Annotated in this window: 32 protein-coding genes and 2 pseudogenes; 13 read left to right on the forward strand and 21 right to left on the reverse strand. The window is 64.7% G+C overall.

The genetic code is table 11. The features are described 5' to 3' along the window. Positions 1-402 precede the first annotated feature (402 nt). Positions 403-654 (forward strand): DUF6894 family protein, encoded by a 252-nt coding sequence (locus FHU13_RS26590; RefSeq protein WP_183438831.1) that lies wholly within the window; start codon positions 403-405, stop codon positions 652-654. Between the two features lie 17 nt (positions 655-671). Here the strand turns inward: FHU13_RS26590 and FHU13_RS26595 are convergent, their stop codons facing one another. Continuing rightward, positions 672-908 carry a hypothetical protein gene (locus FHU13_RS26595; RefSeq protein WP_183438832.1) on the reverse strand — a complete coding sequence of 79 codons (237 nt, stop codon included), beginning with the start codon at positions 906-908 and terminating at the stop codon, positions 672-674. Continuing rightward, complete coding sequence (locus FHU13_RS26600; protein WP_183438833.1) at positions 905-2,059, reverse strand: helix-turn-helix domain-containing protein; 1,155 nt, start codon at positions 2,057-2,059, stop codon at positions 905-907. Before FHU13_RS26600 ends, FHU13_RS26595 begins: the two co-directional genes overlap by 4 nt. Before the next feature lie 269 nt (positions 2,060-2,328). Between FHU13_RS26600 and FHU13_RS26605 the strand changes: the two genes are divergently transcribed. From FHU13_RS26605 to FHU13_RS26620, 3 genes are all read left to right on the forward strand, one after another. Continuing rightward, on the forward strand, positions 2,329-3,042 hold the full coding sequence (locus FHU13_RS26605; RefSeq protein WP_183438834.1) for a Crp/Fnr family transcriptional regulator: 714 nt from the start codon (positions 2,329-2,331) through the stop codon (positions 3,040-3,042). Beyond that, positions 3,042-3,299: a DUF6894 family protein gene (locus FHU13_RS26610; RefSeq protein ID WP_183438835.1), complete on the forward strand. Its 258-nt coding sequence runs from the start codon at positions 3,042-3,044 to the stop codon at positions 3,297-3,299. Before FHU13_RS26605 ends, FHU13_RS26610 begins: the two co-directional genes overlap by 1 nt. Positions 3,300-3,691: 392 nt before the next feature. Next, on the forward strand, positions 3,692-3,880 hold the full coding sequence (locus tag FHU13_RS26620) for a DUF2934 domain-containing protein (protein WP_183438837.1): 189 nt from the start codon (positions 3,692-3,694) through the stop codon (positions 3,878-3,880). Between the two features lie 20 nt (positions 3,881-3,900). On the opposite strand, the gene FHU13_RS28350 is transcribed toward FHU13_RS26620, so the two are convergent. The 5 genes from FHU13_RS28350 to FHU13_RS26640 form a co-directional block, all read right to left on the reverse strand. After that, the gene (locus FHU13_RS28350; RefSeq protein ID WP_281411674.1) at positions 3,901-4,029 is read right to left on the reverse strand and encodes a hypothetical protein; all 129 of its coding nucleotides are present in this window, start codon (positions 4,027-4,029) and stop codon (positions 3,901-3,903) included. 251 nt (positions 4,030-4,280) lie between these two features. Further along, on the reverse strand, positions 4,281-4,655 hold the full coding sequence (locus FHU13_RS26625; protein ID WP_183438838.1) for a hypothetical protein: 375 nt from the start codon (positions 4,653-4,655) through the stop codon (positions 4,281-4,283). Then, positions 4,655-5,089 carry a hypothetical protein gene (locus tag FHU13_RS26630; protein WP_246714904.1) on the reverse strand — a complete coding sequence of 145 codons (435 nt, stop codon included), beginning with the start codon at positions 5,087-5,089 and terminating at the stop codon, positions 4,655-4,657. Before FHU13_RS26630 ends, FHU13_RS26625 begins: the two co-directional genes overlap by 1 nt. Continuing rightward, a complete protein-coding gene (locus FHU13_RS26635; protein ID WP_246714905.1) occupies positions 5,077-5,439 on the reverse strand; it encodes a hypothetical protein in 363 nt (120 codons plus the stop codon). The genes FHU13_RS26630 and FHU13_RS26635 overlap by 13 nt, the downstream gene beginning before the upstream one ends. After that, positions 5,436-5,978 (reverse strand): glycoside hydrolase, encoded by a 543-nt coding sequence (locus FHU13_RS26640; protein WP_246714906.1) that lies wholly within the window; start codon positions 5,976-5,978, stop codon positions 5,436-5,438. The genes FHU13_RS26635 and FHU13_RS26640 overlap by 4 nt, the downstream gene beginning before the upstream one ends. 106 nt (positions 5,979-6,084) lie before the next feature. Here FHU13_RS26640 and FHU13_RS26645 point away from each other — a divergent pair, with 106 nt between their 5' ends. Next, entirely contained in the window at positions 6,085-6,300 is a 216-nt protein-coding gene (locus FHU13_RS26645) for a hypothetical protein (RefSeq protein WP_183438839.1), read from the forward strand. 76 nt (positions 6,301-6,376) lie between these two features. Here FHU13_RS26645 and FHU13_RS26650 read toward each other — a convergent pair whose 3' ends face one another. Genes FHU13_RS26650 through FHU13_RS26665 form a run of 4 tightly spaced genes read right to left on the reverse strand, consistent with a single transcriptional unit; the run spans position 6,377 to position 9,589 of the window. Further along, complete coding sequence (locus FHU13_RS26650) at positions 6,377-6,925, reverse strand: DUF1833 family protein (RefSeq protein ID WP_183438840.1); 549 nt, start codon at positions 6,923-6,925, stop codon at positions 6,377-6,379. Positions 6,926-6,929: 4 nt separating this feature from the next. Then, the gene (locus FHU13_RS26655) at positions 6,930-7,307 is read right to left on the reverse strand and encodes a hypothetical protein (protein ID WP_183438841.1); all 378 of its coding nucleotides are present in this window, start codon (positions 7,305-7,307) and stop codon (positions 6,930-6,932) included. Positions 7,308-7,310: 3 nt separating this feature from the next. Next, positions 7,311-8,996 (reverse strand): transglycosylase SLT domain-containing protein, encoded by a 1,686-nt coding sequence (locus FHU13_RS26660; protein ID WP_183438842.1) that lies wholly within the window; start codon positions 8,994-8,996, stop codon positions 7,311-7,313. Next, on the reverse strand, positions 8,993-9,589 hold the full coding sequence (locus FHU13_RS26665; protein ID WP_183438843.1) for a hypothetical protein: 597 nt from the start codon (positions 9,587-9,589) through the stop codon (positions 8,993-8,995). Before FHU13_RS26665 ends, FHU13_RS26660 begins: the two co-directional genes overlap by 4 nt. Before the next feature lie 215 nt (positions 9,590-9,804). On the opposite strand from FHU13_RS26665, the gene FHU13_RS26670 reads away from it, so the two are divergent. Then, on the forward strand, positions 9,805-10,044 hold the full coding sequence (locus tag FHU13_RS26670; protein ID WP_183438844.1) for a hypothetical protein: 240 nt from the start codon (positions 9,805-9,807) through the stop codon (positions 10,042-10,044). A gap of 56 nt (positions 10,045-10,100) precedes the next feature. Here FHU13_RS26670 and FHU13_RS28130 read toward each other — a convergent pair whose 3' ends face one another. Then, complete coding sequence (locus tag FHU13_RS28130; RefSeq protein ID WP_246714907.1) at positions 10,101-10,448, reverse strand: HNH endonuclease signature motif containing protein; 348 nt, start codon at positions 10,446-10,448, stop codon at positions 10,101-10,103. A 170-nt stretch (positions 10,449-10,618) separates the two neighbouring features. On the opposite strand from FHU13_RS28130, the gene FHU13_RS28355 reads away from it, so the two are divergent. After that, on the forward strand, positions 10,619-10,969 hold the full coding sequence (locus FHU13_RS28355; protein ID WP_281411673.1) for a DUF6522 family protein: 351 nt from the start codon (positions 10,619-10,621) through the stop codon (positions 10,967-10,969). A 459-nt stretch (positions 10,970-11,428) separates the two neighbouring features. Further along, entirely contained in the window at positions 11,429-11,656 is a 228-nt protein-coding gene (locus FHU13_RS26680) for a hypothetical protein (RefSeq protein WP_183438846.1), read from the forward strand. A gap of 342 nt (positions 11,657-11,998) precedes the next feature. Here the strand turns inward: FHU13_RS26680 and FHU13_RS26685 are convergent, their stop codons facing one another. After that, on the reverse strand, positions 11,999-12,217 hold the full coding sequence (locus FHU13_RS26685; protein ID WP_183438847.1) for a hypothetical protein: 219 nt from the start codon (positions 12,215-12,217) through the stop codon (positions 11,999-12,001). Between the two features lie 133 nt (positions 12,218-12,350). Then, entirely contained in the window at positions 12,351-12,599 is a 249-nt protein-coding gene (locus FHU13_RS28485; RefSeq protein WP_183438848.1) for a WGxxGxxG family protein, read from the reverse strand. Between the two features lie 120 nt (positions 12,600-12,719). Here FHU13_RS28485 and FHU13_RS28135 point away from each other — a divergent pair. Then, positions 12,720-12,949, forward strand: a pseudogene (locus FHU13_RS28135) (hypothetical protein). 86 nt (positions 12,950-13,035) lie between these two features. Here FHU13_RS28135 and FHU13_RS26695 read toward each other — a convergent pair. Beyond that, positions 13,036-14,001: an AraC family transcriptional regulator gene (locus FHU13_RS26695; protein WP_246714909.1), complete on the reverse strand. Its 966-nt coding sequence runs from the start codon at positions 13,999-14,001 to the stop codon at positions 13,036-13,038. Positions 14,002-14,203: 202 nt separating this feature from the next. Between FHU13_RS26695 and FHU13_RS26700 the strand changes: the two genes are divergently transcribed. Continuing rightward, entirely contained in the window at positions 14,204-14,647 is a 444-nt protein-coding gene (locus FHU13_RS26700) for a regulator (protein WP_246714910.1), read from the forward strand. Between the two features lie 71 nt (positions 14,648-14,718). Further along, positions 14,719-15,243, forward strand: a complete 525-nt coding sequence (locus tag FHU13_RS26705; protein WP_246714911.1) for a DUF2380 domain-containing protein — start codon at positions 14,719-14,721, stop codon at positions 15,241-15,243. Between the two features lie 172 nt (positions 15,244-15,415). Here FHU13_RS26705 and FHU13_RS26710 read toward each other — a convergent pair whose 3' ends face one another. Next, positions 15,416-16,306 carry a LysR substrate-binding domain-containing protein gene (locus tag FHU13_RS26710; protein WP_183438851.1) on the reverse strand — a complete coding sequence of 297 codons (891 nt, stop codon included), beginning with the start codon at positions 16,304-16,306 and terminating at the stop codon, positions 15,416-15,418. 217 nt (positions 16,307-16,523) lie between these two features. Between FHU13_RS26710 and FHU13_RS26715 the strand changes: the two genes are divergently transcribed. Further along, the gene (locus FHU13_RS26715; protein WP_183438852.1) at positions 16,524-17,282 is read left to right on the forward strand and encodes a L,D-transpeptidase; all 759 of its coding nucleotides are present in this window, start codon (positions 16,524-16,526) and stop codon (positions 17,280-17,282) included. Between the two features lie 71 nt (positions 17,283-17,353). Beyond that, a complete protein-coding gene (locus FHU13_RS26720; RefSeq protein WP_246714912.1) occupies positions 17,354-18,055 on the forward strand; it encodes an SDR family oxidoreductase in 702 nt (233 codons plus the stop codon). Between the two features lie 81 nt (positions 18,056-18,136). Here the strand turns inward: FHU13_RS26720 and FHU13_RS26725 are convergent. The 5 genes and pseudogenes from FHU13_RS26725 to FHU13_RS26740 all read right to left on the reverse strand — a co-directional run. Continuing rightward, positions 18,137-18,415: pseudogene (locus FHU13_RS26725) on the reverse strand (transposase); the annotation flags it as partial. 107 nt (positions 18,416-18,522) lie between these two features. After that, complete coding sequence (locus tag FHU13_RS26730; protein ID WP_183438854.1) at positions 18,523-19,236, reverse strand: hypothetical protein; 714 nt, start codon at positions 19,234-19,236, stop codon at positions 18,523-18,525. A 107-nt stretch (positions 19,237-19,343) separates the two neighbouring features. Continuing rightward, complete coding sequence (locus tag FHU13_RS26735; RefSeq protein WP_312889661.1) at positions 19,344-19,811, reverse strand: MucR family transcriptional regulator; 468 nt, start codon at positions 19,809-19,811, stop codon at positions 19,344-19,346. Between the two features lie 303 nt (positions 19,812-20,114). Next, positions 20,115-20,462 (reverse strand): hypothetical protein, encoded by a 348-nt coding sequence (locus FHU13_RS28690; RefSeq protein WP_409518541.1) that lies wholly within the window; start codon positions 20,460-20,462, stop codon positions 20,115-20,117. Then, the coding region (locus FHU13_RS26740; protein ID WP_210287873.1) for a hypothetical protein at positions 20,459-21,282 on the reverse strand (824 nt) is incomplete at its 5' end. The genes FHU13_RS28690 and FHU13_RS26740, both read right to left, overlap by 4 nt.

A 21,282-nucleotide genomic window follows, 5' to 3' on the forward strand; every position in this document is an offset into this window, starting at 1 on the left:
GGAAGAACTTGTGCGAATTGCTCAGTTCGATCCAACGTACCTGAACCTGGAGCGCCGCGCGGCTGCATGACCCTTCGCTTGCAGCCTGTTCAAGTTGCAACGGGTAGCTCAGACACAGAGAGCCATCTCGTGTCCGCAGAGGGTGGGAGGCGGGCATTCAGTCGGTTGCCCGCATGAGACTGCATCGCACTCAGAAGCCGACCTAGTTCGATCAAGCATTTTGGGATGCGTTGGCAGCCCTGCATCTGAAGGGGAGCTAAATTTCCTGCAGACCACGCGACACTTGTGGCGGTTGTACGATACCGTTCATTCCAGTAGGGTCAGTCATCGTTGGCTGGAAGCATCTGGCGCCTGCGGCTGAGAGAGACGTGCGCTCCCGCCTTTTGATTGGTGGATGAGCTCATGCCCCGGTATCACTACAACGTCTACGACGGTGTGGAGCTTCTCGACAGAAGAGGTGTCGAGCTTCCCGATCTGACCTACGCTCGAAGAGAAGCAATCCGCTACGCCGGTGCTTTGCTCGAAGACGGAGCGCAGAAGGATAATTTGGGCAATGAGTGGCGAATGGAGGTCGTTGACAAGAACGGCCTGCTATTGTTTCGTCTAGACTTTCTTGTTACCAGCTCGCCAGCGACGGCACACCACATAACGTAAAGCACAGCTCGTCCAGGCTACGTGAGCTGGCCCAGGATCCAGCCCTGCGCCTCGTCGAGGTCGGCGAAGATCGGCGCGTTCGGATCGTCCACACGTCCGAACCCTGCCTCCAAGAACCACTTGCCCGCCTCTGGCCCGTGCTCATCCGAGAGACGCACCAGCACCGCCACAAGGAAGCTCTCGTGAAACACGAGCCGGCTCTCCCCGTCATCGCTACCCGTGGCGACCTGAACAGGCTGGAGGCGTAGGTTCATGCAGCCGCTCGGTCTCCCAGATGCAGGTAGTTGGCCCTGAACTCGGCGAGAGCCTGCAGGCCGGCGTAGTCGAGGATCTTTAGTCGGCCGCCTTCAAGTTCAATCAGCCCTCGACGCCGCAGTTCCCTGAGCGAGCGGTTGACGTGAACGGACGTGATGCCGGTGGTGTCCGCCAGATCCACCTGCGTCAGCGGTAGCTCGCAGTTGGCCTCGGTCGCCAGCCCGACCGCCCGCAGCCGCAGCAGGACTTCGCAGAACAGGTGCGCCAGCCGCTCGATGGCCGAGCGTCGACCCACGTTCATCAGCCACTCGCGCAAGGTTGCCTCATCCACGAGCTGGCTCTTGCGCAAGGCACGGGCGATCCGGGGATAGTGTGTCAGCAGATCGGCGACCAGTTCAGGCGCGAGGCGCACGACCTTGCAGGCCGAGAGTGTAGTGATGGTGTGGTCCATCTCCTCCAGCAGCGCCACGTCGAGGTCACACAGGTCGCCCGGCAGCAGGTAGGCGTTGATCTGGCGCGAGCCGTTGGCACGCAGCTTGTGCCGGCAGGCAAAGCCCGACAGCACGAGGAACACGCCGTCCGGCTTGTCGCCTTCCCGCCCGAGGTCGGTGTGCGGCGGAACGAGCCGCGGGCTTTCGCAGATCTGCTCCAGCAGGGTCCGGTCCTCGTCCGAGAGAGGGGCGAAACTCTCCAGCTTCCGAATCAGCGGATTGGCTCGGACTGCGTTCTGCTCGACCAGTCGTGCGGGCATGTCCACCGCCGCTTCCTGGCTGGCGGGTGCAGCCGCCAGTGACAGCTCGTCGAGGACCGACACCACGTCCTCAGGCGCAGCCGGCTTAATGATCCATGGGACGTCGCGGAAGGCATCAGCGAGCAGGTCGTCCTGACGATAGCCGGAATGCACGAGGAAGGCCACGCCGCGCTGCCGCAGCGCGTGCACCAGCGCAGTGCAGAGCGTATCCCTGAAAGCGATGCCGATGACGGCAAGGGTAGGCGTCTCCTGCTCCAGCAGGCTCAGCGCCTCGGCCGCCGTGGTGGCCGGCCCGAGCACACGGTAGCCTGCCTGCTCCAGGCTATCGCTGAGGTCCATGCCCACCAGCGGAAACTCTTCTGTCAGGAGAACCGAGGGCTGTTCGTCGAGGCTCGTCATGCAAACTCCGGCAGACTGAGCCGCTCGACCTTGAGTTGCATCTAGGCTCATCGAGGAAAGTTATAGACGCTGATCTGACCGACGAGGAGAGGGCCTTATCCTCCTGTGCGGTGCCCGACAGTTTCGAATGTCTGATACCGAACTTTATTTGATTGCCTCGTTGAAATATTTGGCTGTGATGCCCTAATAATTACCATCGCCTGCCGGTTTGTCCGGGCGCAGGCGCTTAGGAGACAGCGTGTGCTCTTGCCCCGAACGGGAGCAGAGCCGTGTCTCAGCCTCAACAATCGACTGTTCGCAATCGCCTGCTGAAGGCTCTCACGCCGAGCGATTTCGCTCTGCTCCAGCCGCACTTGGAGCTGGTCGCGACCGAGCTGCGCCAGCCGCTGATCAAGCCCAACGAGCCGGTCAAACAGTTGTACTTCCCCGAGGTCGGCTTCTCCTCGATCACGACGCAAGGCTCAGGTGGCAAGGTCGAGGTCTGCATCATCGGACGCGAAGGGCTGGTCGGCGGCATACCGCTGCTGCTGGGCTCCGACCGCACCCCGCACGACCACTTCGTTCAGGGCCCGGGCGAGATGCTGGCCATCAGTTCCCAAGCGTTCTGTGGAGCGGTCGGTCAGAGCGCCAGCCTGCACAAGCTCCTGCTGCGCTTCACCCAGGTGCAGTACGTGCAGACCGCCCAGACCGCCTTCGTGAACGCGAGCTACCAGATCGAGGTGCGCCTCGCGCGCTGGCTGCTGATGTGTCACGACCGGCTCGACGGCGACGAGCTACGCCTCACCCACGAGTTCCTGTCGATGATGCTGGGTACGCAGCGGACGAGCGCGACCCTGGCAGTGCAGGCGCTGGAGGGTCACCGGTTCATCAAGGCGCAGCGCGGACGCGTCACGATCCTGAACCGTGAGGCGTTGGAGAACTTGGCAGATGACGGCTACGGTTTGCCCGAGACCGAGTACGCTCGCCTGATCGAGGGCGCCTGATGCCGCGCTACTTCTTCAACGTCCGGCATCGCCCGGGACCCGCTGGTCTGGCGCGGGACCCCGAGAGTGAAGAGCTGGCTGACGCCAACGCGGCACGCGAGTACGCCCTCTCCGAGGCACGGGCCATGATCGCACGAGATCGGCTTGAGATGATCCGTGACTGGATGGTCTGCACGTTCGAGATCACCGAAGAGGCAAGTCGGCACGTGCTGACGGTGCCCTTCAGCGACACGGTTCCTGGGCACGAAGAGGACTGAGCGCCCGTCGCGCCGATGCGGCGTCACATCGTCTCCGGAGAGAACCATGGCCCGCTTCACGCACCAGCTCGCGGGTGATGGACTGACACCAGCAACCCGAGAGGTGCCGCTGCCAGAGTTGGTATCGACCTATCTGCGGGCCGTTGCGCCATCCGCCTACTGCGATCCCTGCTTGGCTTCAGCTGTGCGTGAGCCCTTGGAGCTCGTGCATCAGACAGCCGAAGCCCTGGAGGGCCCAGGGCAATTCGCGCGCAAGGTTGGCCGTTGCAAGGTCTGCCGCAGCACAAAACGGGTCGTCACGCGGGTTGAACCGGTGAGGCTGGCGCGCGGCAGGCGGTTGGCGGTCTCGGCTTGATCGAGCCCTTTGCCCGCCTCAGGAAGGAACACAATCCATGGAACCGCCATCTGAGGTCACGCTCGAGCAGATCCGGGAGCGCGCTTACGATCTCTGGGAGCGCAACCACCGTCCCGACGGCTTCGAGATAGAGTTCTGGCTGACGGCCGAGCGGGAACTTAAGGCCGAGCGCGACCGCCAGCTTCGCGTTCGGGAAGCTAACGAAGCCAAGAGCGTGCCCACGTAACTCGAGGTTCAAGGTCGGGATCAGAGCCAGACTTGAGGAACTTGAGCGATGAAGCGCTGCTGGTCCTCCGTTGCCGGCCTCAACTGGCGGGCTGCCGCCTTGCTCGGACTGATCAGCAGCACCTTCTCGACCTTGGTCAGGCAGCTCACCGCAGCCCGGATCGGGCGCGATGCTGCTGTGCGTCCCTCGAAGCCTCAGAGCTCATTGGAACAGCCAAGCCCATCGATCGCCACCGGTAGCGTGCGCACCCTCGGCGTCCGCTTTGCCCCCGTCAGCGGCCCTTCGTTGATGACGCATCGAATGGCTTCTCAGGGTCGGAAGCGGCTCCCTGCGAGCGGGTACCAAGCGTCGGTCTGAATCACCGGCAAAGCCGCCGGGGTGACCGCGACGAAGCAGGGCGTCACGACCGGTCTCGATCATGATGCGCCCGGTTCTCGATCGCCTGCTCGCGCTCAATCAGGCCGAGGAGCTCGGTCTGCCGCTTCGCCTCCTCGCGGATGACGCGGACGCACTCCGCGATCCGGCCGGTGTCCTCGGTCTGGCGTCGGGCAAGATCGCGCAATTCCCGCATCAGGTCGATCGCCTCACGCGGTCCCTGTAGGAAGGGCGGCGGCACATCGGCGAGGCTGGCCGGCGCTGGCGGTGGCAGGTGCTCGCGGTCCCCGCGCGCCCGCGTCACCATCCAGCCAATCAGCATCATGGTGCAGCCGCCGACGAAGATCTGGAGAAACTGCTGCGTCGCGATCACGTCCTTGAGGAAGGTGAGCCAGTCCATCAGCCCGCAACCTCCTCAAGTGCCGCCAGAGCCTTGCCGATCCGGCTCCGGCGCGACACGCCGTCCAGCACGGCGATGTAGACGGAAATCGCCTCGAAGCCGGCGAGCGTCCCGAACACCGGAATGACGAAACTCGGCGCATGCGCCACCGTGAAGGCATCATAGATCAGGGCCATCGCGAACTGGCCCATGATGAGGCAGCCGATCCCGGCGCCGATCGCTCGGGCATAAGCGCCCTTCGGCCCGACGCGGACGTTGTTGATGTAGCCGTTGAGGAACAGCGCCATGATGCGGACGCTTCCGGCACAGCCGAAGATCAGCGCCATGTTGGCCTCGCTGAACCCCATCTCTGCGATCGGCTTCAGCGCGTTGCGCTCCATGGTGTCACCCGGCATGGCGAGGGTGAAGGCAATCAGCACCATCATCGTCGCCATGCACCACCCGCGAGTGCCGGGGCCGCGTAGGGGGCGAGCACGATCAGGGCGAGCGAGGCGATGGTGAGCCCGATCGACATTCCCTTGCCGCCGAGCGGCACCACCGTGATCAGCACGGTGTCGTCGGGGCCGACCAAGGTACGGCGCCAGCTCGCGCGCAGGCGCACAGCCGCATCCGTCGGCCGCAGGAAGGTCTCGCCGCGGCGGTGAACCGAGACGATGAACTTCCGGCCGGGCGGCGGCTGGTGCCGGGCGACGATCGTGGAGAGCCGGCGACGGCGCCGATCGGGCAGCCGCACGGGCTCGCCGCGGGTCTGCCCGGCGATGTTCGCGGTAACGACGAGGGTCATTGCACCTTCGGGATCAGGTAGGTCAGCCGCCAGCGTTTGGCCGCGGCGAGTTCGAGCGGCGGGTCGAGCACGACGCCGTGGCGCTCATCGGTGTGCAGGATCAGCCCGCCATCCTGGGCGAGGTAGACACCGCAATGGGTCTCGGCGCCCGCGACCTTGCCCATCAGCACCAGAGCGCCGTCCACGGGCGCCGGCATCTCGCGCCATTCCGCGCGGGCCGGGTGGTTCGCCATGGTCTCGGCGCGGGCGCGAATGTCCGCCACCAGGGCCGGGACGGCCGCCGGCAGCATCCGGCCGAAGAGTTCGGCTTGCGCCAGGGAGGCAAGCCACCAGCAATTGCGCTCGGCCTTGTCGTAGGGCGTCCCGCGCCAGCGGCGAAGGAATGCGGTGCGACCATTTATCGATCGCTGGATTTCGCTTGAGGCAGCCCGTCGATGCGCGCTGCAGCTGATGACCTCGATGTCAGAGAGCGTCACAGCCATAGGTTCCTGCAAATGCATGACGCAGAAGTGGCTTTCGTTGCCGTCAGCCGGGACCATTCGGAAAATCTGAGTTCAATTTAAGAATTGAGAAATGAGCGCATATGCGTTGCTTGCGCCTCTGAACCCTGCATTATAGTTTTCCCAATAATGTAGGGAGCGAACGATGATGCAGATCATGAAGCTGTTGCTTGCCGCTACGGTTTCCGTCAGCGCGTTGACCATTCCGACGATTTCCCACGCTGAAAGTGCAAAGCCTGACAAATCGAAGGCGGCAGCCAGCAGCGAAAAATCCCAAGCTGCTGCAGATGAGTTCGAAGAGAATAGACGGGCCCATATGCAGAAAAGCAAAGAGAACAACGCAAAGAAGGGCGCGGAATAGTAGACGCTTCTGCATTTGGCGGCTCGATGCGGGAACGCGCATCGGGCCGTTGTCGCTTATCAACGCCCTTGCGCGCTCACGTGAACAGGGCCGGGTAGTTCGTGCGGTCGAAGAAGGCGTTCGGGCCAGAGGGCACGTTCTGCTGCCGGCCGTCTGGCCAGGAAATGGCGCCCTCAGCACTGTCGGCCGACAACTCGACAGCTGTCATCTCCAGGCCGCTGAAGCTGTCGTCGTCAGGGCCGGTCACCGCGTCGAGGTGGCCGGGCAGCACGCGGTAGAACCGGAAGGTGACCCGGATGGCTTGGTCGTAACCGATCGCGCCTTTCAGCAGGTCGTGGAGCAGGTCCGACACGTTGTCGATGCGGATCTTCCCCTCGGTCGGACCGTCGCTGTCGGCACCAGGCGCAATCAGCTCGAAGGCGCAGAGTAGGTGCGGCAAGCGCGGGCCGCCAGCCTCGACCGGCAGGCTCATCGTCTCGCCCGGCTCGCCAAGCTGCCCGTCCACGTTCCGCACCAGCCGGATCGCTCCGTCGAGCGAGGCGTGATCCACCTCCAGCGTCTCGACAACGACGCACTCGTCATCGCCGGATGCGTAGGTCTCGCGAAGGGCTGCGCTGACCGTCATGGTCTCACCAATCCTGAACGACGAGGGTGAAGGAGACTTGGTACTGGGTGGGGCCGAAGGGCTTGAATGCCACCTCGCCCTGGATCCAGCAGACGCGCTGGCCGATCAGCCTCATGTCTGGCAGCAACACGGGCGCCATGAAGCGGCGCGCACCTGCATTCAGATCGTTGAGGTGGAAGGCCTTGAAGATCACGAACTGATCAAGGGTCAGCACGATCGTCATGCTGATCGGGGTGCTGACGAACAGCTGCCGGCGGCGCATGCGCGGCGGGCCGTCGTCGAACTGCGTCGCCTGAGCGGTTGGATGCAGGCTGGCCGAGCCGCCCGAGGAGAGCGAGCCGCGCAGATCCGGCAGGGACGAAGGCCAGGAGGGGATCGCCATGCGTCAGCCGTTCCGAAATCCTGCGCCGCCCGCCGCCTGCTTGAACGGCCCCTGACCACCGGCCGCACGCTGGCCCATGCGCCCCTCCACGCTGCGCACGATCACGTCGAAGCCACCGTCTGAGCGCCGATTCACGGTCGGCTCGATCTCCGGAGAACCCGCCGGCCGCTGGTCGTAGAAGTTAAAAGCGGGCGTCGCCCCGGCACCCGCGTTCGCGGGCGGCGGCATCCATGCCGGCGCACCGACCGGGCCGCCCGCGCTGTAACCCGGCAGGCCGCGCCGGATGGCCTCCGCCACCGCGACACCGCCGACGCGGGCGACATCGCCCTGGGACCACACCACCTCGCCGCGGTGGACGACGCCAGCGGGCTCCAGGCGCCCGCCGGCGCCGGTATAGCCGCCCACGTCGAATAGGCGCACGCCACCTGTCGGCGAGCCTCCGGCGCTCGCGCTGCCGCCGAACAGGCTAGAGAAGAAGCCGCCGATCCCGCCACTGCCCGAGCCGCCGCCGATCGCCCCGAAGGCCGAAGAGATCGCGCTGTCCATCACCTTGGCGATGAGCCGGTCAGCCGCGTTGCCGAAGGCGTTCGAGAGGGCAGTGGCCGCGTCGCCGCCGCGGCGCAGATCGGTGACGAAGGAGGTCACGCCGTCGCTGAACAGGCTCTTCGTCTCGGCTAGTTCCAGCGTGTCTCGGGTGCGGCCGATGGCGGCCAGCGCCTCGGGCGATGTCGTATCGCCAAACCGCGAGCGCGCCACCGCATAGGCCTGCTGGTCGATCCGATCTCGGCCGAGCTGCGCCCTGGTGAAGTCGTCATCGCGCATAAACTGCACGAGGCGCCCCGCGCGCTCGACGGAGACGAGCTTGTCGCTCAGCCCGGAGAAGGCGATCGAGGCTGCGTCCGCCGCCGACACGCCGCGGGCGAGCAAGGCGTTGTACTGCTCTGTCGCCCGGGTCTGCGCCTCCAGCCGGGCGCCGTTGACGCCGTACAACTCGGTGTTCAGGCGTAGGTTGTCGTTGGCCGACTTCAGCGCGCGAGCGTTTGCATCCTGATCGCGGGCGAGGCCCGTCTCGGAGACATCGCCCATCTGGCCGGACTTGCGCAGCACCTCGGCAAGATAGGAGCGGTTCACCGACGGATCGTTCGATCCGCGGTATGCCATGATGCCCCGGCTGAGATCGCCGCCGTTCTGGTCGATCTTCATTTGCAGGACACCGGCGATACCCTGTGCCATCGTGGCGACGTCCGTCCGATCGAACCCCTGCGGCAGGTAGCCGAGACGAACCGCCTCCTGCGCCGTGCCGCGGGTGATCTGGCCCAGCCCGTAGGCGGAGGACGGCCGGCCGTCCTCGCCCAGGATCTTCGAGTAGCCGACGTTCGCGTTGCCGCTCGACTCCTTGCCTGCGATGGCCGCGATGATCTCAGCGGAGACCGATCCACGCGCGGCGCCAAGGATATGGCTCTCCGCATCGTAGGCGCCGAAGATGGCCGCCACGAAGTCGAAGACCCAGGGCTCGCTGACCTCGCCGAAGGTCGGCTGGCCCGGCAGGTCCACGACCCGCAGGGACTTGAACACGTCCAGCGCGTCCTGTGCCGCCGCAGGGAAGAGCGGGCGGAACGGGATCAGCGACCGTCCCGAGACAATGCGCTTCTCCCAGTCCGGGCAGGCCGTGGTCCAATCTGGCTTCACGGATTGCTCGCCACCAGCCGCGGACCGCTACGCTGGGCGAATTTACCGCCGCCGGAGGTGGATTGATCGGCTGCGGCCTGGCGCTGCTTCTTCTTCCTGTCCGGTGCCGCCGCCTCAGCGAACGTCTTGGCAGCTAGCGCGAGGTTCTTGAGGGTGCCGGCGCGACTCGACAGGCTAACCGCCTTCATCATCGCGTCCCGCCGCCGGGCACCGTCCTTGCCCGGGGTCGCATCCCCGATCGCCTGCTCGATCTCGCCGATGTAGGCCGTGTCGGCTTCCAGCTCGTCGAGCATGCGCACCGCGAGAATTTGGCCGCGGGCGATGATGGCTTCGGGACTGGCGTCTTCGCTCTTCGACTCTGGCCGGACGCGCTCGACTATGGGTGCCACGACGTCGGCGAGGGGCTGCGGATCCTGCGGAGCGGCCTGCGGAGTTTCGGCGCCCGGTCGCACCCACCCTTCTGCCTTCGAACGGAGGCGGATCGCCTTCTCGTCGCAGTTGTACCAACGCGCCAACTCCCTGACAGACAGAGAGGTTTTCGTGTAATCGCGCTCGACCGACTTCCAGTCGATCAGTTTTTTCGGCTTCGCCATCGCTACAACGTCCGCAGCACTCCGCAGGCCTCGCGCTCACCCACTGGGAAAAAATCTGCGAATGGGACCCTGTGCGGTAGCAGCCCCTGGCCGGCCCGACTTTCGGCCGCCCCCTCCCTTTGACCCGCGAACGTCAGGGCTCGCCGAAGGTTGATCGTCCATTGCCCGCACTCGTCGCCTGACGGTGCAGGTTCGGGCAGAGGAGGACGTGCGCCATGCCGAACAAAGCTAAGCGCGCCGAGCTCGCTCAAAAGGCCCTCGACGCCTACCTACACGAGCACTCCGGCATCCGACGCTGGTGCTATCCGCCGGCATCCGACGACATCGGAGAGAGTGACATCATCGATCTCGTCACCGACTTGATGCTTTTGGCCGAAGCGAAAGGTCACGATCCTTGCGGTGTGATCCGGAAGGTGGAGGCCCACCTACAAGCGGAGTCTGGATTGAGCTGCTGATAGTGGACCTTGATCTTGGCGCGGTGAGAAGACGCGATTGAGGGCGTTGCCGCGGCTTATGTCGGTGACCCTAGTGATGGGCTTCGCAGCCTCGCAGCCCGAGCGCGCACCGTCTTCTCGCTGTGGTGCTTGGCGCAGAGGGCCTGCCCGTTAGTCGGGTCGAGAGGCGCTCCGCAGTCCCTGCGCTCGACGATGTGGTCGGCGTAGAGCCTGACACCCCCGCGCCTGCCGTGGGCTGTGCAGCCCGGAGCCTGACACTTCCATCCGGCACGCTTCAGCACCTCTTGGCGCCATGCTCTGTGCTCGGGCGTCAGCAGCTCGGGATCTGCCGTCTTCGGCGCCGGCCGGGCTGTGCGCGTGTCCAGGGTGCCGAGACGCGGTGAGAGAGTGGCGAGGCGGGCCATGTCCTACGATCCCCTATCGAGGTAGGCCGCGGTCCGGCCGCTGGGTTTTCGGACCCTGGCGCTAGGAAAGCTGGGGCCCCGACCACCCGTATAGGTTTGGGGGTGCCAGGGTCCCCCGGCGGAGCGGCAGCGTTCGCGGCGCAGTAGGTTTTCTCCCTACCGCCCCCGAGATGCGATACGGTGCGTCTCAGCCCGCCAGAGCTGTCGAGCGAAAAGGAGGGCACACCTTGCGATTTGAATGCGACCCAGACGGCGCATGGATTGTCGATCCAGCATCCCTCGCCAGTAAGCTCGGAATGACAGCGGCCCACCTGCAGAGCCAGGAGCGCCGCGGGTTGGTTGGCAGCCGTGTCGAGATCGGCAGCGGCTCCGATGAAGGCCGCGCTCGTGTGACGGTTACGACCGAATATTCCGGCTGGCAGGGGCTTTTCGATGCAGACGGCGCTCTCATAGGCGAGCGCTTTTTCGAACCTGCAGGTGCGGATGTCACCGCGTCGACCGGGCTGAGCGGCAGACATTAGGCTGCTGATAGCGCCAACCTCAGTCTCCGCCGCCCGATGATCCGCCATCGCTACTGGACGAGCAGGACGATCCACTGTCCGAGTAGGACGACGAGGTGGTGCAGCTATTGATGTACGAGTGATCCGACCCGCCGTAGCTCGGCGTGATCGAGGAGAGCGGGCTCAGCACCATGCCCGAGGGCGAGGCTGGGTTCATGTGACTGTCGTTCGCTGCCGACCGGGGCGAGCTAGGGGCATCGAGAAGCCGGGCGCGGCGCAGGCGGTTCTCTTTCTCCTCTCGGCGCCCAGGCTCTTCCTCACGACGCTTGCGGCCGAAGATACGGAACATGCTAGCCCTCCCGTGCGGTGCTACGCCCTACTTACCTTCGCGCCATGCAGATCTGTCCGGATCTCAACCAACTTGCTCGGCCAGCCTATACCTGCCACTTGATGGTCTCGACTGGCGGCGAGGAAAAATGAATGGCTTGGTCGGTCGAGATACTGAACGAGCAGACCGACGATATCGAGTATTACATTGCCGTCGGCGGCGAACGCGAAGCGCGAACATACGCCAATGAACAGAAGTCGTTGGGACGGGCCATCCTCGCGATAAAAGATCACGCAGGCAATCTAGTGTTGGACAGATATTACCTTCTGCCAGCTGACCGCCGCCCTGTGGTCGAACGCGCCTACCCCAGGAAGAGATAGGGTTGAGCTTGCTTGCGATCCCAGGGACATAGTGCCGAACGGAATCACAGGCTGCAGTGGTGGGTGCGACCGGTTGGTGTCCAGCCCTCGTTGCGATCGGTGCTCATGCCTTAGGGCGCATGAAAAGGCCCCGCAGCGGGCTATCCGCTCGGGGCTCAACTCTCCCTTCGTGAGAAGCGGCAGGGCCTATGGCGACCTCACGTCCGTTCTCGCGCTCGACCCGTCCATATTGTTCTGCAGCCGACGCGCGATGAGTGATAGGTTTGGGTTGCCGCGTGTCAAGCTATCGCACTGATGCTTCCACGATAAATTCGCCGAGTCAGCCGGAAGCTCTGAGGATGATCAGGTCGCGCCGTTGTCGCCCGTCGCAACGGTGACGCCATCACGATCCATCACGGTGAACATGACGGTCGAGGGAGGTCGTCCTAACTTGGCGATATGATCAGCCGCGGCCTCCTTGGCGTCTGCAAGCGTGTCGAAGGTCTCAGGAAGCGGGTAGATCGGCAGACCATTCTCGGACGATGGTAGATCGGCCAGTGTGATCTCCACTGTGTACGGCATTTCACACCATGGCACGCGCAGTCGTTGAGCTCAAAGCTGGGCAAGTCTTCGAAGACTTTGAATGACCTGCTGCCTCTTGGCAGATTGAGTGAGGCATACACGCAGAAAAGGGGAGCCGAAGCTCCCCCGATCTTTAGCGGTGAATAGTCGATCCGGGTGCCACAGACGTTCTGGTGACGTGATCATGTCCGCGACGGCCGAGCAAACCGGCAAGGCCGAGAAGCCCGATTAGGCCCAGCCAGCCCATGTCGAAGTCGTCGTCACGATCAGCGTCTCGCTGCGCATTCTGCTGCGGGGCAGTAGGATTGGTATTATTCTGCTGAGCTAGCGCCGGAGTCGCTACGAGAGCAAGCGCAAGCACGGAAGCGGAAAGTATTTTCATTGGCGAAACTCCTAAGTCTGGAGAGATGACGAGGAACGCCTCCGCACGGAAAAGGGTTCACAGCTTCGTGAATAATCGGGGATCCTCACGAAGATCGCTACCATACTAGCCGTCGCAGCAATGGTTGTTGCCGGGTCCGGGCAGACCGAGGCCAAAGGCTGTGCAAGGGCGTCATCATCGGCGGTGTGGCCGGGCACTATCTGGCTGACCGTGGTGTCGTGGGTGCCGTCGCCGGCTGCCCAGATGGGCGCTATCTCGCAAATCGTGCTGCGCGCCGCCGCGAGATCGACTACGGCCAGGTTGTACGCCCTCGAATTGGGTATGCTCCTCGAGGCAGGTACGGATACTAGGTCAGAACCCAATCCGTTTGATCGCGTGAAGGGCTTCAGAGGGTGGGTAGCGGTGCTTAGGCTGCTGCGCTCAGGTCAGTCACGCTTCAAGATGGCTCGCTGAAGCTCCGACGCCATTGGCTCGGCGTCACACCGGTCCATTCTAAGAATGCTCGCGTAAAATGGGCTGAGTCCGCATAGCCGAGTTCGATCGCTATCCGACCTATGGACAACGCCTCTCCTGACAGCAGCGCCTTAGCGCGGCGCACCAGCACGGCACGCTGGATGTCTGCGTAGCGCGTGCCCGCCTCCTCCAGCCGACGTTGGAAGGTTCGACGCGACATGCCGAGACGGCGAGCGATCCCGTCGATGGACGGGCGCGTCTCGTCCAGGCCGAGTTCGATCATGTGTGCCACGCAAGCCGCGATATCATCACCGATCGGTTCGTTGTCAGCTGCTTCCGTGGTGGCCGGATCGTAGCGTCTAGGGTTCGGGACCTCCAGACAGCGTGTGGAGAAGACGAGGCCAGCCTGTGATCCAAACGCGATCTCGCAGCCGAGCAGAGCCTCAATCTCCCCACGTGCCTCTAGGCTGGCTCCCGTCACCACGGCCCAGGCTGGTCTCCAAGTCGGTCCGAGAAAGTGACGTACCGTACCGAGCAGATAGCCGAGTGCCAGGATCTCGTTCGCCTGACGTCCACTCTCGACGCGCTCGGTGACCGCGTAGCCGTAGAACGCTTGTACACCCTGCCGATACAGGCCGGTCGACGTCGCTGTCTGGAGCAAGCACGGCATCACGCTCCTGACCCGAGCCACAGCTGCCTGAAGCGTTTCTGCGGACTGTACTTGGAGGCCGATCGGGCCGAGACCCGCAATACCGGTTTGCACGGAGAGGCGGGCAGGAAGGGCTGGATCTCCGATCTCGCGGATCGCTGCCTCGACGAGCTTAAGCTGGTCACGCAAGAGGATCAGCCGGTCGGGGGTGTCCAGGAGCGTCAGCGGCATCTCGGCCCGGCCGAACACCCGCCTGAGCGAGCCACCAGCCGCCGTTACTGCCTCGGCGATCGGCCCCATCGTGCGTGCTCTGGTGAGGCCGTGCGACGGCATAAGCATCCCCCCGGAAGAGGGTCGACTCGTTGGCACCAAATGGCAAGTGCGGACTGCACGTCCCGCTTACTTCTAAGCTTGTTGGGCTGCACGGACGGTCGCGCTGCGGGATCATCAAGCTCGCAGGCGCCCGTGCCAGAACGCGGCCAAGATGCATCCGGAGGACGCTATGGCAACGCTCCCGTTCGATGACAGCAATATTACGTGGCAGACCATCGAGGGGTTCGACCACGCCGCCTATCACATCTTGAGCGTCGACGAGGATGCGCGGATCGTCGACCTGCTGTTCAAGTTTGCGGCGAACGAGCGGATCGCGCTGCACCGGCATGGTGCGGCCTACCGGACGCTCGTCCTACAAGGTGAGCTGAGGATTTACCGGCCAACTGGCGAGCTGAAGGAGATCCGGCCAGTCGGTAGCTATGTCGCAGGCCGGGCCGGAGGGGAGCCCCACACCGAAGGCGGTGGTGATCAGGACGTGATCGTCTATTTCACGAACCGGGACATTACTGGCCCCGTCTACGAAATCCTCGACGAGCACCACGCGGTGGTAGCAACTTTCGGCATTCCGGAGTTCAAAGCGCTCTACGAGGCGCAGATCGCGCGAGCCGCCTGATGCTCCAGGGATCCTCCTTTCCCCCGATGATCAGCCGACACACTATGGCGCGGCTGGATGTCCTAGCTTGCATGCTGCCTAACAAGCGGCTGCTTCCGTGGATCAGTGCGATCGGACTGCTCCTCGCAGCGCTTGGACCGTCTCCGGCCGGCTCAGCCGAACGTCAGCCGATTCCGCTGTCCGTGCTTCCCCTCAAATTGCTCGACACGTCGAACGAGCCGACTGACCAGTCGGCCCAACACGCTGCCCGATTGGCCCGTATGGCGGACAGCCTTGCTATCGATCTGACCCGCTCCGGCCTGTTTCAGGCCACGGTCGTGTCGGCCGACCGCTTGCTGAAGAACTGCCCATCCGGCGAAGCCGAATGCTTGCTGCGCGCCGCGCGAGAGGAAGGAGCCGAGCTGATCTTCGTCGGTGTCGTGCACAAGAGCAGCACGCTGATCCTACAACTCTGGGCAAGGCTGGTGGATGCCCGGACCGGCCGGGACATTCTCGCCCGCGACCTCAACTTCCGTGGCGACACGGATGAAGCATGGCAGCGGGCAGAGACGTTTCTCGTTGCGCAAATCCGCGATGCGGTTGCACCGGCGCGCTAGGAAGATCCCTCCAAGGGCGGACACCTTCTTCGACAGTTTGCAGCGGGGGTACTCACTCGCGAGGTCCGCTCGGATGGTGGGCGTGCAGCAAGTTGCGGCTGAACCTCAACGGCAAGCGGCCAGCAGCTGGCGAAGCCTGCCATGGGCCGACGACGAGGAGCGCCGGCCCTGGTCAGGCTGCTCGGGAGAACGCACCTGCCTCCGCCATGCGATCCTCAAGGTATGAGACGAGTGGCCGAACCAGGTCGGCGGTCGGCCCTTCCTCGCCGATCGCCACGACCTCGGTTGTCGGCAGCGGCGGCCACACGTCGTCCGTATTAAGGATCCTCAGTTCCTCCCGCGCGAATGACCTGCCGAGCGCGGTCACGCCCATTCCGCCCGCGACTGCCGCCTGAAGACCCGTCAGGCTGCTCGAGGTGCAGACCGTGATCCACTCCCGGCGGATCGACTCCAGGGCCTCGATCATCGTCTCACGGAAGTTGCAGGGTGGTCGGAGCATGACGAGTCGAGCTGGGCCGCTCGGGTCGAGCACGTGGTCGGCGGCGGCCATCCAGACCAGAGGCTCGCGCCAGATCATCCGTCCTGACGGCTGCGAGCCCGGATCCCTGCGTCCGCGCACGATCACGCCGTCAAGCTGTCCATCCTTGTAGGCGGTGACCAGATCAAAGCTCAGGCCGGTCATCAGGTCGAGATGGATGCCCGGATAGAGGCGGCAGAAGCGCGACACCAAAGCCGGCAGCTGCGTGGCAACCAGGTTCTCGGCAATACCGAGCCGCAGCGTTCCGGCGACCGGTCCGTCGCGCAGGCTGCGAAGATATGTGTCGTTCAACTCGAGCATCCTGCGGGCGACGACGAGCAGCAGCTCCCCGTCCCGAGTCAGCCGGAGCGACCGGCTCGTTCTTGCGAATACCCGCCGCCCGATCGCTTCCTCCAGACGCAGGACCTTTTGACTGACGGCGGATTGGGTCCGTCCGACGAGGTCGCCAGCAGAGGTAAAGCTGCCGGTCTCGGCCACGGCGACGAACGCTCTGAGGAGATCGGTGTCGAGGTTGCGCTCGTGCATGAGTCATTCACGATCCTGCTTGAACAGCTCAACGCTAGGACGGCGGCAGGGGGGCGGCAACAGGCTATCCATTCAGGAGCCTAATGGATGTTATCAGAACTATGAGTTTCCACTCCGCGCGGAATACCTGCATCGTCCCGGCGTCGACAGCTTCGACAACCCAGTCGCGGCGGACCTGCATCCCGCGCCTGGAATAATCCTGGAGGCCGGTACGAGAATGTGCGCCCCCGTCGAACCGCTGCCCAGCCGACTGCAATGGCGCCTCGTTCCAAAGGGATCGGCGTCGCTCGCTCTGCTCCTTCTCGCGGGCGGCTGCGTGGCGGTCGAGCCGGAGGCGCGCTCGGTCGGGCCGGCCCCTAACGCCGCCTTTGCGGCCATGTACGGTGCGCAGCCCGGCGAACGTTTCTCCCTGCCGGCCACCGACGTCGTGGGCGTCGATCCGCGCTACTTCCGGCAGGAGGTCGCCTACCCGCGCAACGACACACCGGGCACGCTCGTGGTCGATCCGGGTAACAAGTTCCTCTACCTCGTGCGCGAGAACGGCCGCGCCCTGCGATACGGCGTCGGGGTCGGCAAGGCGGGTCTGGCCTGGAGCGGTCGGGCGCGCGTCGGGCGCAAGGCCGAGTGGCCACGCTGGACGCCAACGCCGGATATGATCGCCCGCGATCCCGAGCGGAACGGACCCTGGCGCAACGGCATGGCGGGCGGACCCAGCAACCCGCTCGGGCCACGTGCCCTCTACCTCTTCGACGGTGGCCGCGACACCCTCTACCGCATCCACGGGACGACCGAGCCCGGCACGATCGGGACGAACGTCTCCTCCGGCTGCATCCGGATGTTCAACCAGGACATCATCGACCTCTACGGCCGCGTGCCGGTCGACACGCAGGTCGTCGTGCTCGACGCCTCAGACCAGGTCGAACCCTCGACGCCGTCGGCTGTCGCGCAGATCGAGACAGCATCCGACGAACTCTAACGGGCTAGCCGAAGGGTAGCCGCCGGCTCTTGGAGCCGGCCTGCCGCCATAGGGAGCGTATGATCGTGGCTATGCGGACCTTTCTCGTGACCGGCGCCACCAAGGGCATCGGCCGTGCACTCTCCCGACAACTCGCCAGTGCGGGCCACCACCTCGTTGGTGTTGCCCGCAGTCCGGATCCAGACTTTCCCGGCACGCTAGCGACGATCGATCTCGAGGACGACTATGCCTCCGCCGAGGCCTTCGCAGACCTCGCTCGGCGCTATTCCTTCGACGGCGTCGTGAACAACGTCGGCATCGCGCGCATACATCTGCTCGGCGAAATCGCCCTCAAGGATCTGGACGACGTCCTGCGGGTCAATTTGCACTCGACCGTCCAGGCGGTACAGGTGCTCCTGCCCGGCATGCGTGCGAGGGGCTGGGGCCGGACCGTCAACGTCTCAAGCCTAACGGTCGTCGGCATTCGGGAGCGCAGCGCCTACGCCGCCTCGAAGGCAGCGATGAACAGCTTCACGCGAACCTGGGCCGTCGAGCTGGCGGAGACCGGCATCACCGTCAACGCGGTCGCGCCCGGTCCGGTGGAGACGGAGATGTTCCGCCGGACCACGCCTGCCGGCAGCGAAGCCGAGCGCCGCTTCCTGTCGCTCATCCCGATGCGGCGTCTTGGCCGACCGGAGGAGATCGCCTCCGCGATCGCGTTCCTGCTCTCGGACGCAGCGAGCTACATCACCGGGCAGACGCTGTTCGTCGATGGCGGCGGATCGATCGGATAGGCCGCCGCATGACGGAGCTGCGGTATGCCGCCACCGCCGACCAGGTTGTCGTTGCTCCTGGCGCCCTAGAGCGCTTTCGGTTTAATCTGGCGTGTGTCCCGCGGCGGTGAAGAAGTTGGCACACTCGTCTGGTGTACCGGTGTCGATGAGGCGTCCTATGGCTGACCACAGGCCCTAGACGGTGCGTGCGGCGGCCTTGCGCAGCAGGGTCTTCAGCTTCGAGAACGCCGTCTCGATCGGGTTGAGGTCACAGCTGTAAGGCGGGAGGAACAGCAGTCACGCGCCCGTAGCCTCAATCGCCGCCCATACGGCCGGACCCTTGTAGCTTCCGAGGTTGTCCATGACGACAATGTCGCCGGAGGTACCCGCTCGTGAAGTCTGCAGAGGGTCTTAAGCGGCCCCTTGCGTGATCAAGCTGATCGAGTTTTGACCTAGCGGTGCGCGCAGGTTCCGCCTGAACGTGCGTGTCACGCCACCCTCTGTATGTCCTCGATCGGCAGCCGATAGGCGAAAGGCGCGCCCATCACTTCCAGGGAGATAACGCCAACAGCGCCGCCCTCCGCCGTACCGACGAACTTTCCGACGAAGCCGTTGAACAAGCCTGAGCCGGCGCGTACCTCCTCACCCGCCTGCATACCCGCGAGCGGCGTCAGGTTGGTACGACCCGCCAACTCGTCCTCGCCCCACTGCCGAAGCCAGCGTAGGCCGGCTGGGTTCATGGCGAGGGGGCCACGGTTGGCCGAGCCGAGGATGCCCGTCAGACCGTGCAGGTTGCGGCCGTCGATGTCCCGCTCGCGCAGCGCCGCCAGGGTGACGTCGCAGAGGCCGCCGAGCACGCCGAGGAACAGGTACGACCGCAGCGCCGGCCGCTGCTGCTCCCGCCTCGGCACGCGCAGGTTCGAGCGCACCGAGCGGCGCCACAGGTACTCGCAGGGCACGTATGGGATGAATGGAGTCTCTTCCTCTCTGGCGCCGCGAAGCATGGCGCGCTTGATGCTGGCTGCCGCAGACAGCTCCCGGCTCGGGGCCGTCGTGCAGATGTACCAGCGCACGGCTGCGGCGTAGAGGTTCGGGGTCTTGTTGCGGCGCTCAGCCGGGATCGGCTCGTCTTTGGCGATGATGGAGTTGTGCTGCGGGGTCGCTTTGGCGTCGAAGTGGCGGCCATTACGGCTTGCAGGCATGGCGGCAGTTCCTCGGTACGCTACGAGAGGAGATTGGACACGGCCGGCGCCGGTCCAAACAGGACATCGACGCCGACTGCGAAGGCATCAGGTGAGAGAAGCGCCTGTCATCCGGCGGCTTCCGGAGGCATTTGTTGACCGCTGTAGCTGCGCCCGAGCCCATTCGTCCTGGCCAGCGCCGCCCGGCGCTCGGAGTAGTTCGACGCCGTCATCGGATAGTCGCTCGGCAGGCCGTAGCGCCTGCGATATGACTTGGGGTCGAGCCCATAGGTGCGGATATGGCGCTTCAGCACCTTGTAGGGCCTGCCGTCGATGAAAGAGATCAGAGCGTCAGGCTTGATCGACTTGCGGATCGCGGCAGGCGATGGTTTCTCGGCCTCTACTTCCGCCGGCGCAGTGCCCATGTCGCAGAGCTTGTTCAGCGTAGATGCCACGCTGACGATCAGCCGCGGCAATTCCTTCGGGTGCAGGACGTTGCGTCCTACGTAGGCCATCACGATCTCAGCCGCGAGATTTGCGGGGTAAGATCTATCGGCCGTGGATCCAAAGCGGTTGCTTGACATGACAGACTCCATAGGGTGCGGGGGCTTGGCAAGCATTCGGAGGCCAGCGTCAGAACGGAATTTTGTCCTCACGAATATTTCTGCTGAAGAGTTAAATAGCCGGCCCCCACGCTGCTCGTAAATTAAAATGATCAAAATTCTTCAGGTGCCCCATCTGCACCACCTCTAGTACGCTAAAAACTTTACTGCGACCGAGTGACGCGAGGCGCTAAGCTTGGCGCAGCTCGTTTACCTTTTGACGAATGTTGGCGTTTTGGCCCGCGCGCCCGACCCCATAGACCATCCAGAACGGCTTCATCTCGTTGAGGTCGGGCTTCATGCTGGGCTCCTTTGGCTCGAGCTGGCGGCCGGTGGCAGGTTCCAGGCGCGAAGCACCTCGACGAGAGGCCGTCCGGTCTCCCCAGCCTCAGTCTTCGCGTCGCGCCGAAGATTGCTCGCAGCGACGCGAGCCGCTTTGACCGCAGGGTCGAGGCGCGCGAGGTAGGCAGCCTGCGCCCGCCGACGCTTCGCCCGCATGCCGGCGATGTTGATGGTGCCTTCCTGTGTGACGAACCGATGGCCGCAGGCAACGCACTCACGCCGGCGCCGGATGACGCCCGAATCATCCTCATGCGGTCGGCTATCGATCACACGGGTGTCGGAGGAGCACTTCGGGCAGATCACTCGACTACCTCCGCGCGCAGGGTGAAGGTGTTCCTCACCGGCAAGCCAGCGCGCTTCCGCTCCCAGGCGTCCCGGCGCTCCACGGCCTCGTTGGCTCGCAGTTGCTCGGCGCGCTCCTGAGCGATCTCGTCGTCCGTGCGCTGAACGATGACGTTCGAGCGGCCCATCTCTGCTTTCAGTTGGTTCCAATGCGCCACCGCGGCCTTGCGCTCGTCCTCGGTGGTCTCGCTGTCGACGATCTCGGCGCTGAGCACCTGGTCGAGCCGGTGCAGCTCCACCTCCACGTCGAGCATGACCATCTTGGCCTCGGCGCGGATCTGCGGCGCAGTCGGCGCCCGCTCCGGGTTCCAGCGCACCTTCTGCTGGTTCTTTAGGAAGAGGCCCGCGGCCTTCTGCACGGCCCAAACCGGCACATCGTCGAGAGCGCGAACGATCAGGCTGACCGTGATCTTGGCGTCCTCACGGTCGGCGCCGAAGGTTGGGAAGCCGCCGAGCAGCGCCATGACGATGCGAGAGAGCGCAACCCGATCCTCGTCCGTGCTCGCCGGGGCCAGGCTGGCGCTCAGGTGGCGCTTCCGATCCTCAAGTGCCTGCCGCTCGTGCTCCTGCGGGGCGAGCCCGGCGCTGATGAGCTTGTGACCCGGGCGATCGCCGTCCTCGAGGCGGTTCTGAAACCGGCTGACGAGGTCGAGGAGCGGCCTAGTGGCGGCCTCCGGCGGCGATATGGAGGTGCTGGCGTTGCGGGTCTGAACGCTGGTCATCGGAGCCTGCCAGTTCGTCGCGGAGGAGGTCGAAGTAGCCGTTGGAGGAGCGGGGGCGG

Origin of the sequence: Methylobacterium sp. R2-1, from assembly GCF_014191355.1 — a bacterium.
GTDB lineage: Bacteria > Pseudomonadota > Alphaproteobacteria > Rhizobiales > Beijerinckiaceae > Methylobacterium.

What these genes read in the sequence shown, in the direction of transcription:
- FHU13_RS26680 (WP_183438846.1), top strand. Translation starts at nt 11,429, where the DNA reads ATGGCTTGGTCGGTCGAGATACTGAACGAGCAGACCGACGATATCGAG.
- FHU13_RS26590 (WP_183438831.1), top strand. Translation starts at nt 403, where the DNA reads ATGCCCCGGTATCACTACAACGTCTACGACGGTGTGGAGCTTCTCGAC.
- FHU13_RS26695 (WP_246714909.1), bottom strand. Translation starts at nt 14,001, where the DNA reads ATGGGGCCGATCGCCGAGGCAGTAACGGCGGCTGGTGGCTCGCTCAGG.
- FHU13_RS28355 (WP_281411673.1), top strand. Translation starts at nt 10,619, where the DNA reads ATGCGATACGGTGCGTCTCAGCCCGCCAGAGCTGTCGAGCGAAAAGGA.
- FHU13_RS26705 (WP_246714911.1), top strand. Translation starts at nt 14,719, where the DNA reads ATGCTGCCTAACAAGCGGCTGCTTCCGTGGATCAGTGCGATCGGACTG.
- FHU13_RS26650 (WP_183438840.1), bottom strand. Translation starts at nt 6,925, where the DNA reads ATGACGGTCAGCGCAGCCCTTCGCGAGACCTACGCATCCGGCGATGAC.
- FHU13_RS26620 (WP_183438837.1), top strand. Translation starts at nt 3,692, where the DNA reads ATGGAACCGCCATCTGAGGTCACGCTCGAGCAGATCCGGGAGCGCGCT.
- FHU13_RS26635 (WP_246714905.1), bottom strand. Translation starts at nt 5,439, where the DNA reads ATGACCCTCGTCGTTACCGCGAACATCGCCGGGCAGACCCGCGGCGAG.
- FHU13_RS26715 (WP_183438852.1), top strand. Translation starts at nt 16,524, where the DNA reads ATGTGCGCCCCCGTCGAACCGCTGCCCAGCCGACTGCAATGGCGCCTC.
- FHU13_RS26610 (WP_183438835.1), top strand. Translation starts at nt 3,042, where the DNA reads ATGCCGCGCTACTTCTTCAACGTCCGGCATCGCCCGGGACCCGCTGGT.
- FHU13_RS26730 (WP_183438854.1), bottom strand. Translation starts at nt 19,236, where the DNA reads ATGCCTGCAAGCCGTAATGGCCGCCACTTCGACGCCAAAGCGACCCCG.
- FHU13_RS28485 (WP_183438848.1), bottom strand. Translation starts at nt 12,599, where the DNA reads ATGAAAATACTTTCCGCTTCCGTGCTTGCGCTTGCTCTCGTAGCGACT.
- FHU13_RS26685 (WP_183438847.1), bottom strand. Translation starts at nt 12,217, where the DNA reads ATGCCGTACACAGTGGAGATCACACTGGCCGATCTACCATCGTCCGAG.
- FHU13_RS26710 (WP_183438851.1), bottom strand. Translation starts at nt 16,306, where the DNA reads ATGCACGAGCGCAACCTCGACACCGATCTCCTCAGAGCGTTCGTCGCC.
- FHU13_RS26645 (WP_183438839.1), top strand. Translation starts at nt 6,085, where the DNA reads ATGATGCAGATCATGAAGCTGTTGCTTGCCGCTACGGTTTCCGTCAGC.
- FHU13_RS26735 (WP_312889661.1), bottom strand. Translation starts at nt 19,811, where the DNA reads ATGGAGTCTGTCATGTCAAGCAACCGCTTTGGATCCACGGCCGATAGA.
- FHU13_RS26665 (WP_183438843.1), bottom strand. Translation starts at nt 9,589, where the DNA reads ATGGCGAAGCCGAAAAAACTGATCGACTGGAAGTCGGTCGAGCGCGAT.
- FHU13_RS26595 (WP_183438832.1), bottom strand. Translation starts at nt 908, where the DNA reads ATGAACCTACGCCTCCAGCCTGTTCAGGTCGCCACGGGTAGCGATGAC.
- FHU13_RS26600 (WP_183438833.1), bottom strand. Translation starts at nt 2,059, where the DNA reads ATGACGAGCCTCGACGAACAGCCCTCGGTTCTCCTGACAGAAGAGTTT.
- FHU13_RS26720 (WP_246714912.1), top strand. Translation starts at nt 17,354, where the DNA reads ATGCGGACCTTTCTCGTGACCGGCGCCACCAAGGGCATCGGCCGTGCA.
- FHU13_RS26670 (WP_183438844.1), top strand. Translation starts at nt 9,805, where the DNA reads ATGCCGAACAAAGCTAAGCGCGCCGAGCTCGCTCAAAAGGCCCTCGAC.
- FHU13_RS28130 (WP_246714907.1), bottom strand. Translation starts at nt 10,448, where the DNA reads ATGGCCCGCCTCGCCACTCTCTCACCGCGTCTCGGCACCCTGGACACG.
- FHU13_RS26700 (WP_246714910.1), top strand. Translation starts at nt 14,204, where the DNA reads ATGGCAACGCTCCCGTTCGATGACAGCAATATTACGTGGCAGACCATC.
- FHU13_RS26625 (WP_183438838.1), bottom strand. Translation starts at nt 4,655, where the DNA reads ATGGACTGGCTCACCTTCCTCAAGGACGTGATCGCGACGCAGCAGTTT.
- FHU13_RS26655 (WP_183438841.1), bottom strand. Translation starts at nt 7,307, where the DNA reads ATGGCGATCCCCTCCTGGCCTTCGTCCCTGCCGGATCTGCGCGGCTCG.
- FHU13_RS26630 (WP_246714904.1), bottom strand. Translation starts at nt 5,089, where the DNA reads ATGGCGACGATGATGGTGCTGATTGCCTTCACCCTCGCCATGCCGGGT.
- FHU13_RS26640 (WP_246714906.1), bottom strand. Translation starts at nt 5,978, where the DNA reads ATGGTCCCGGCTGACGGCAACGAAAGCCACTTCTGCGTCATGCATTTG.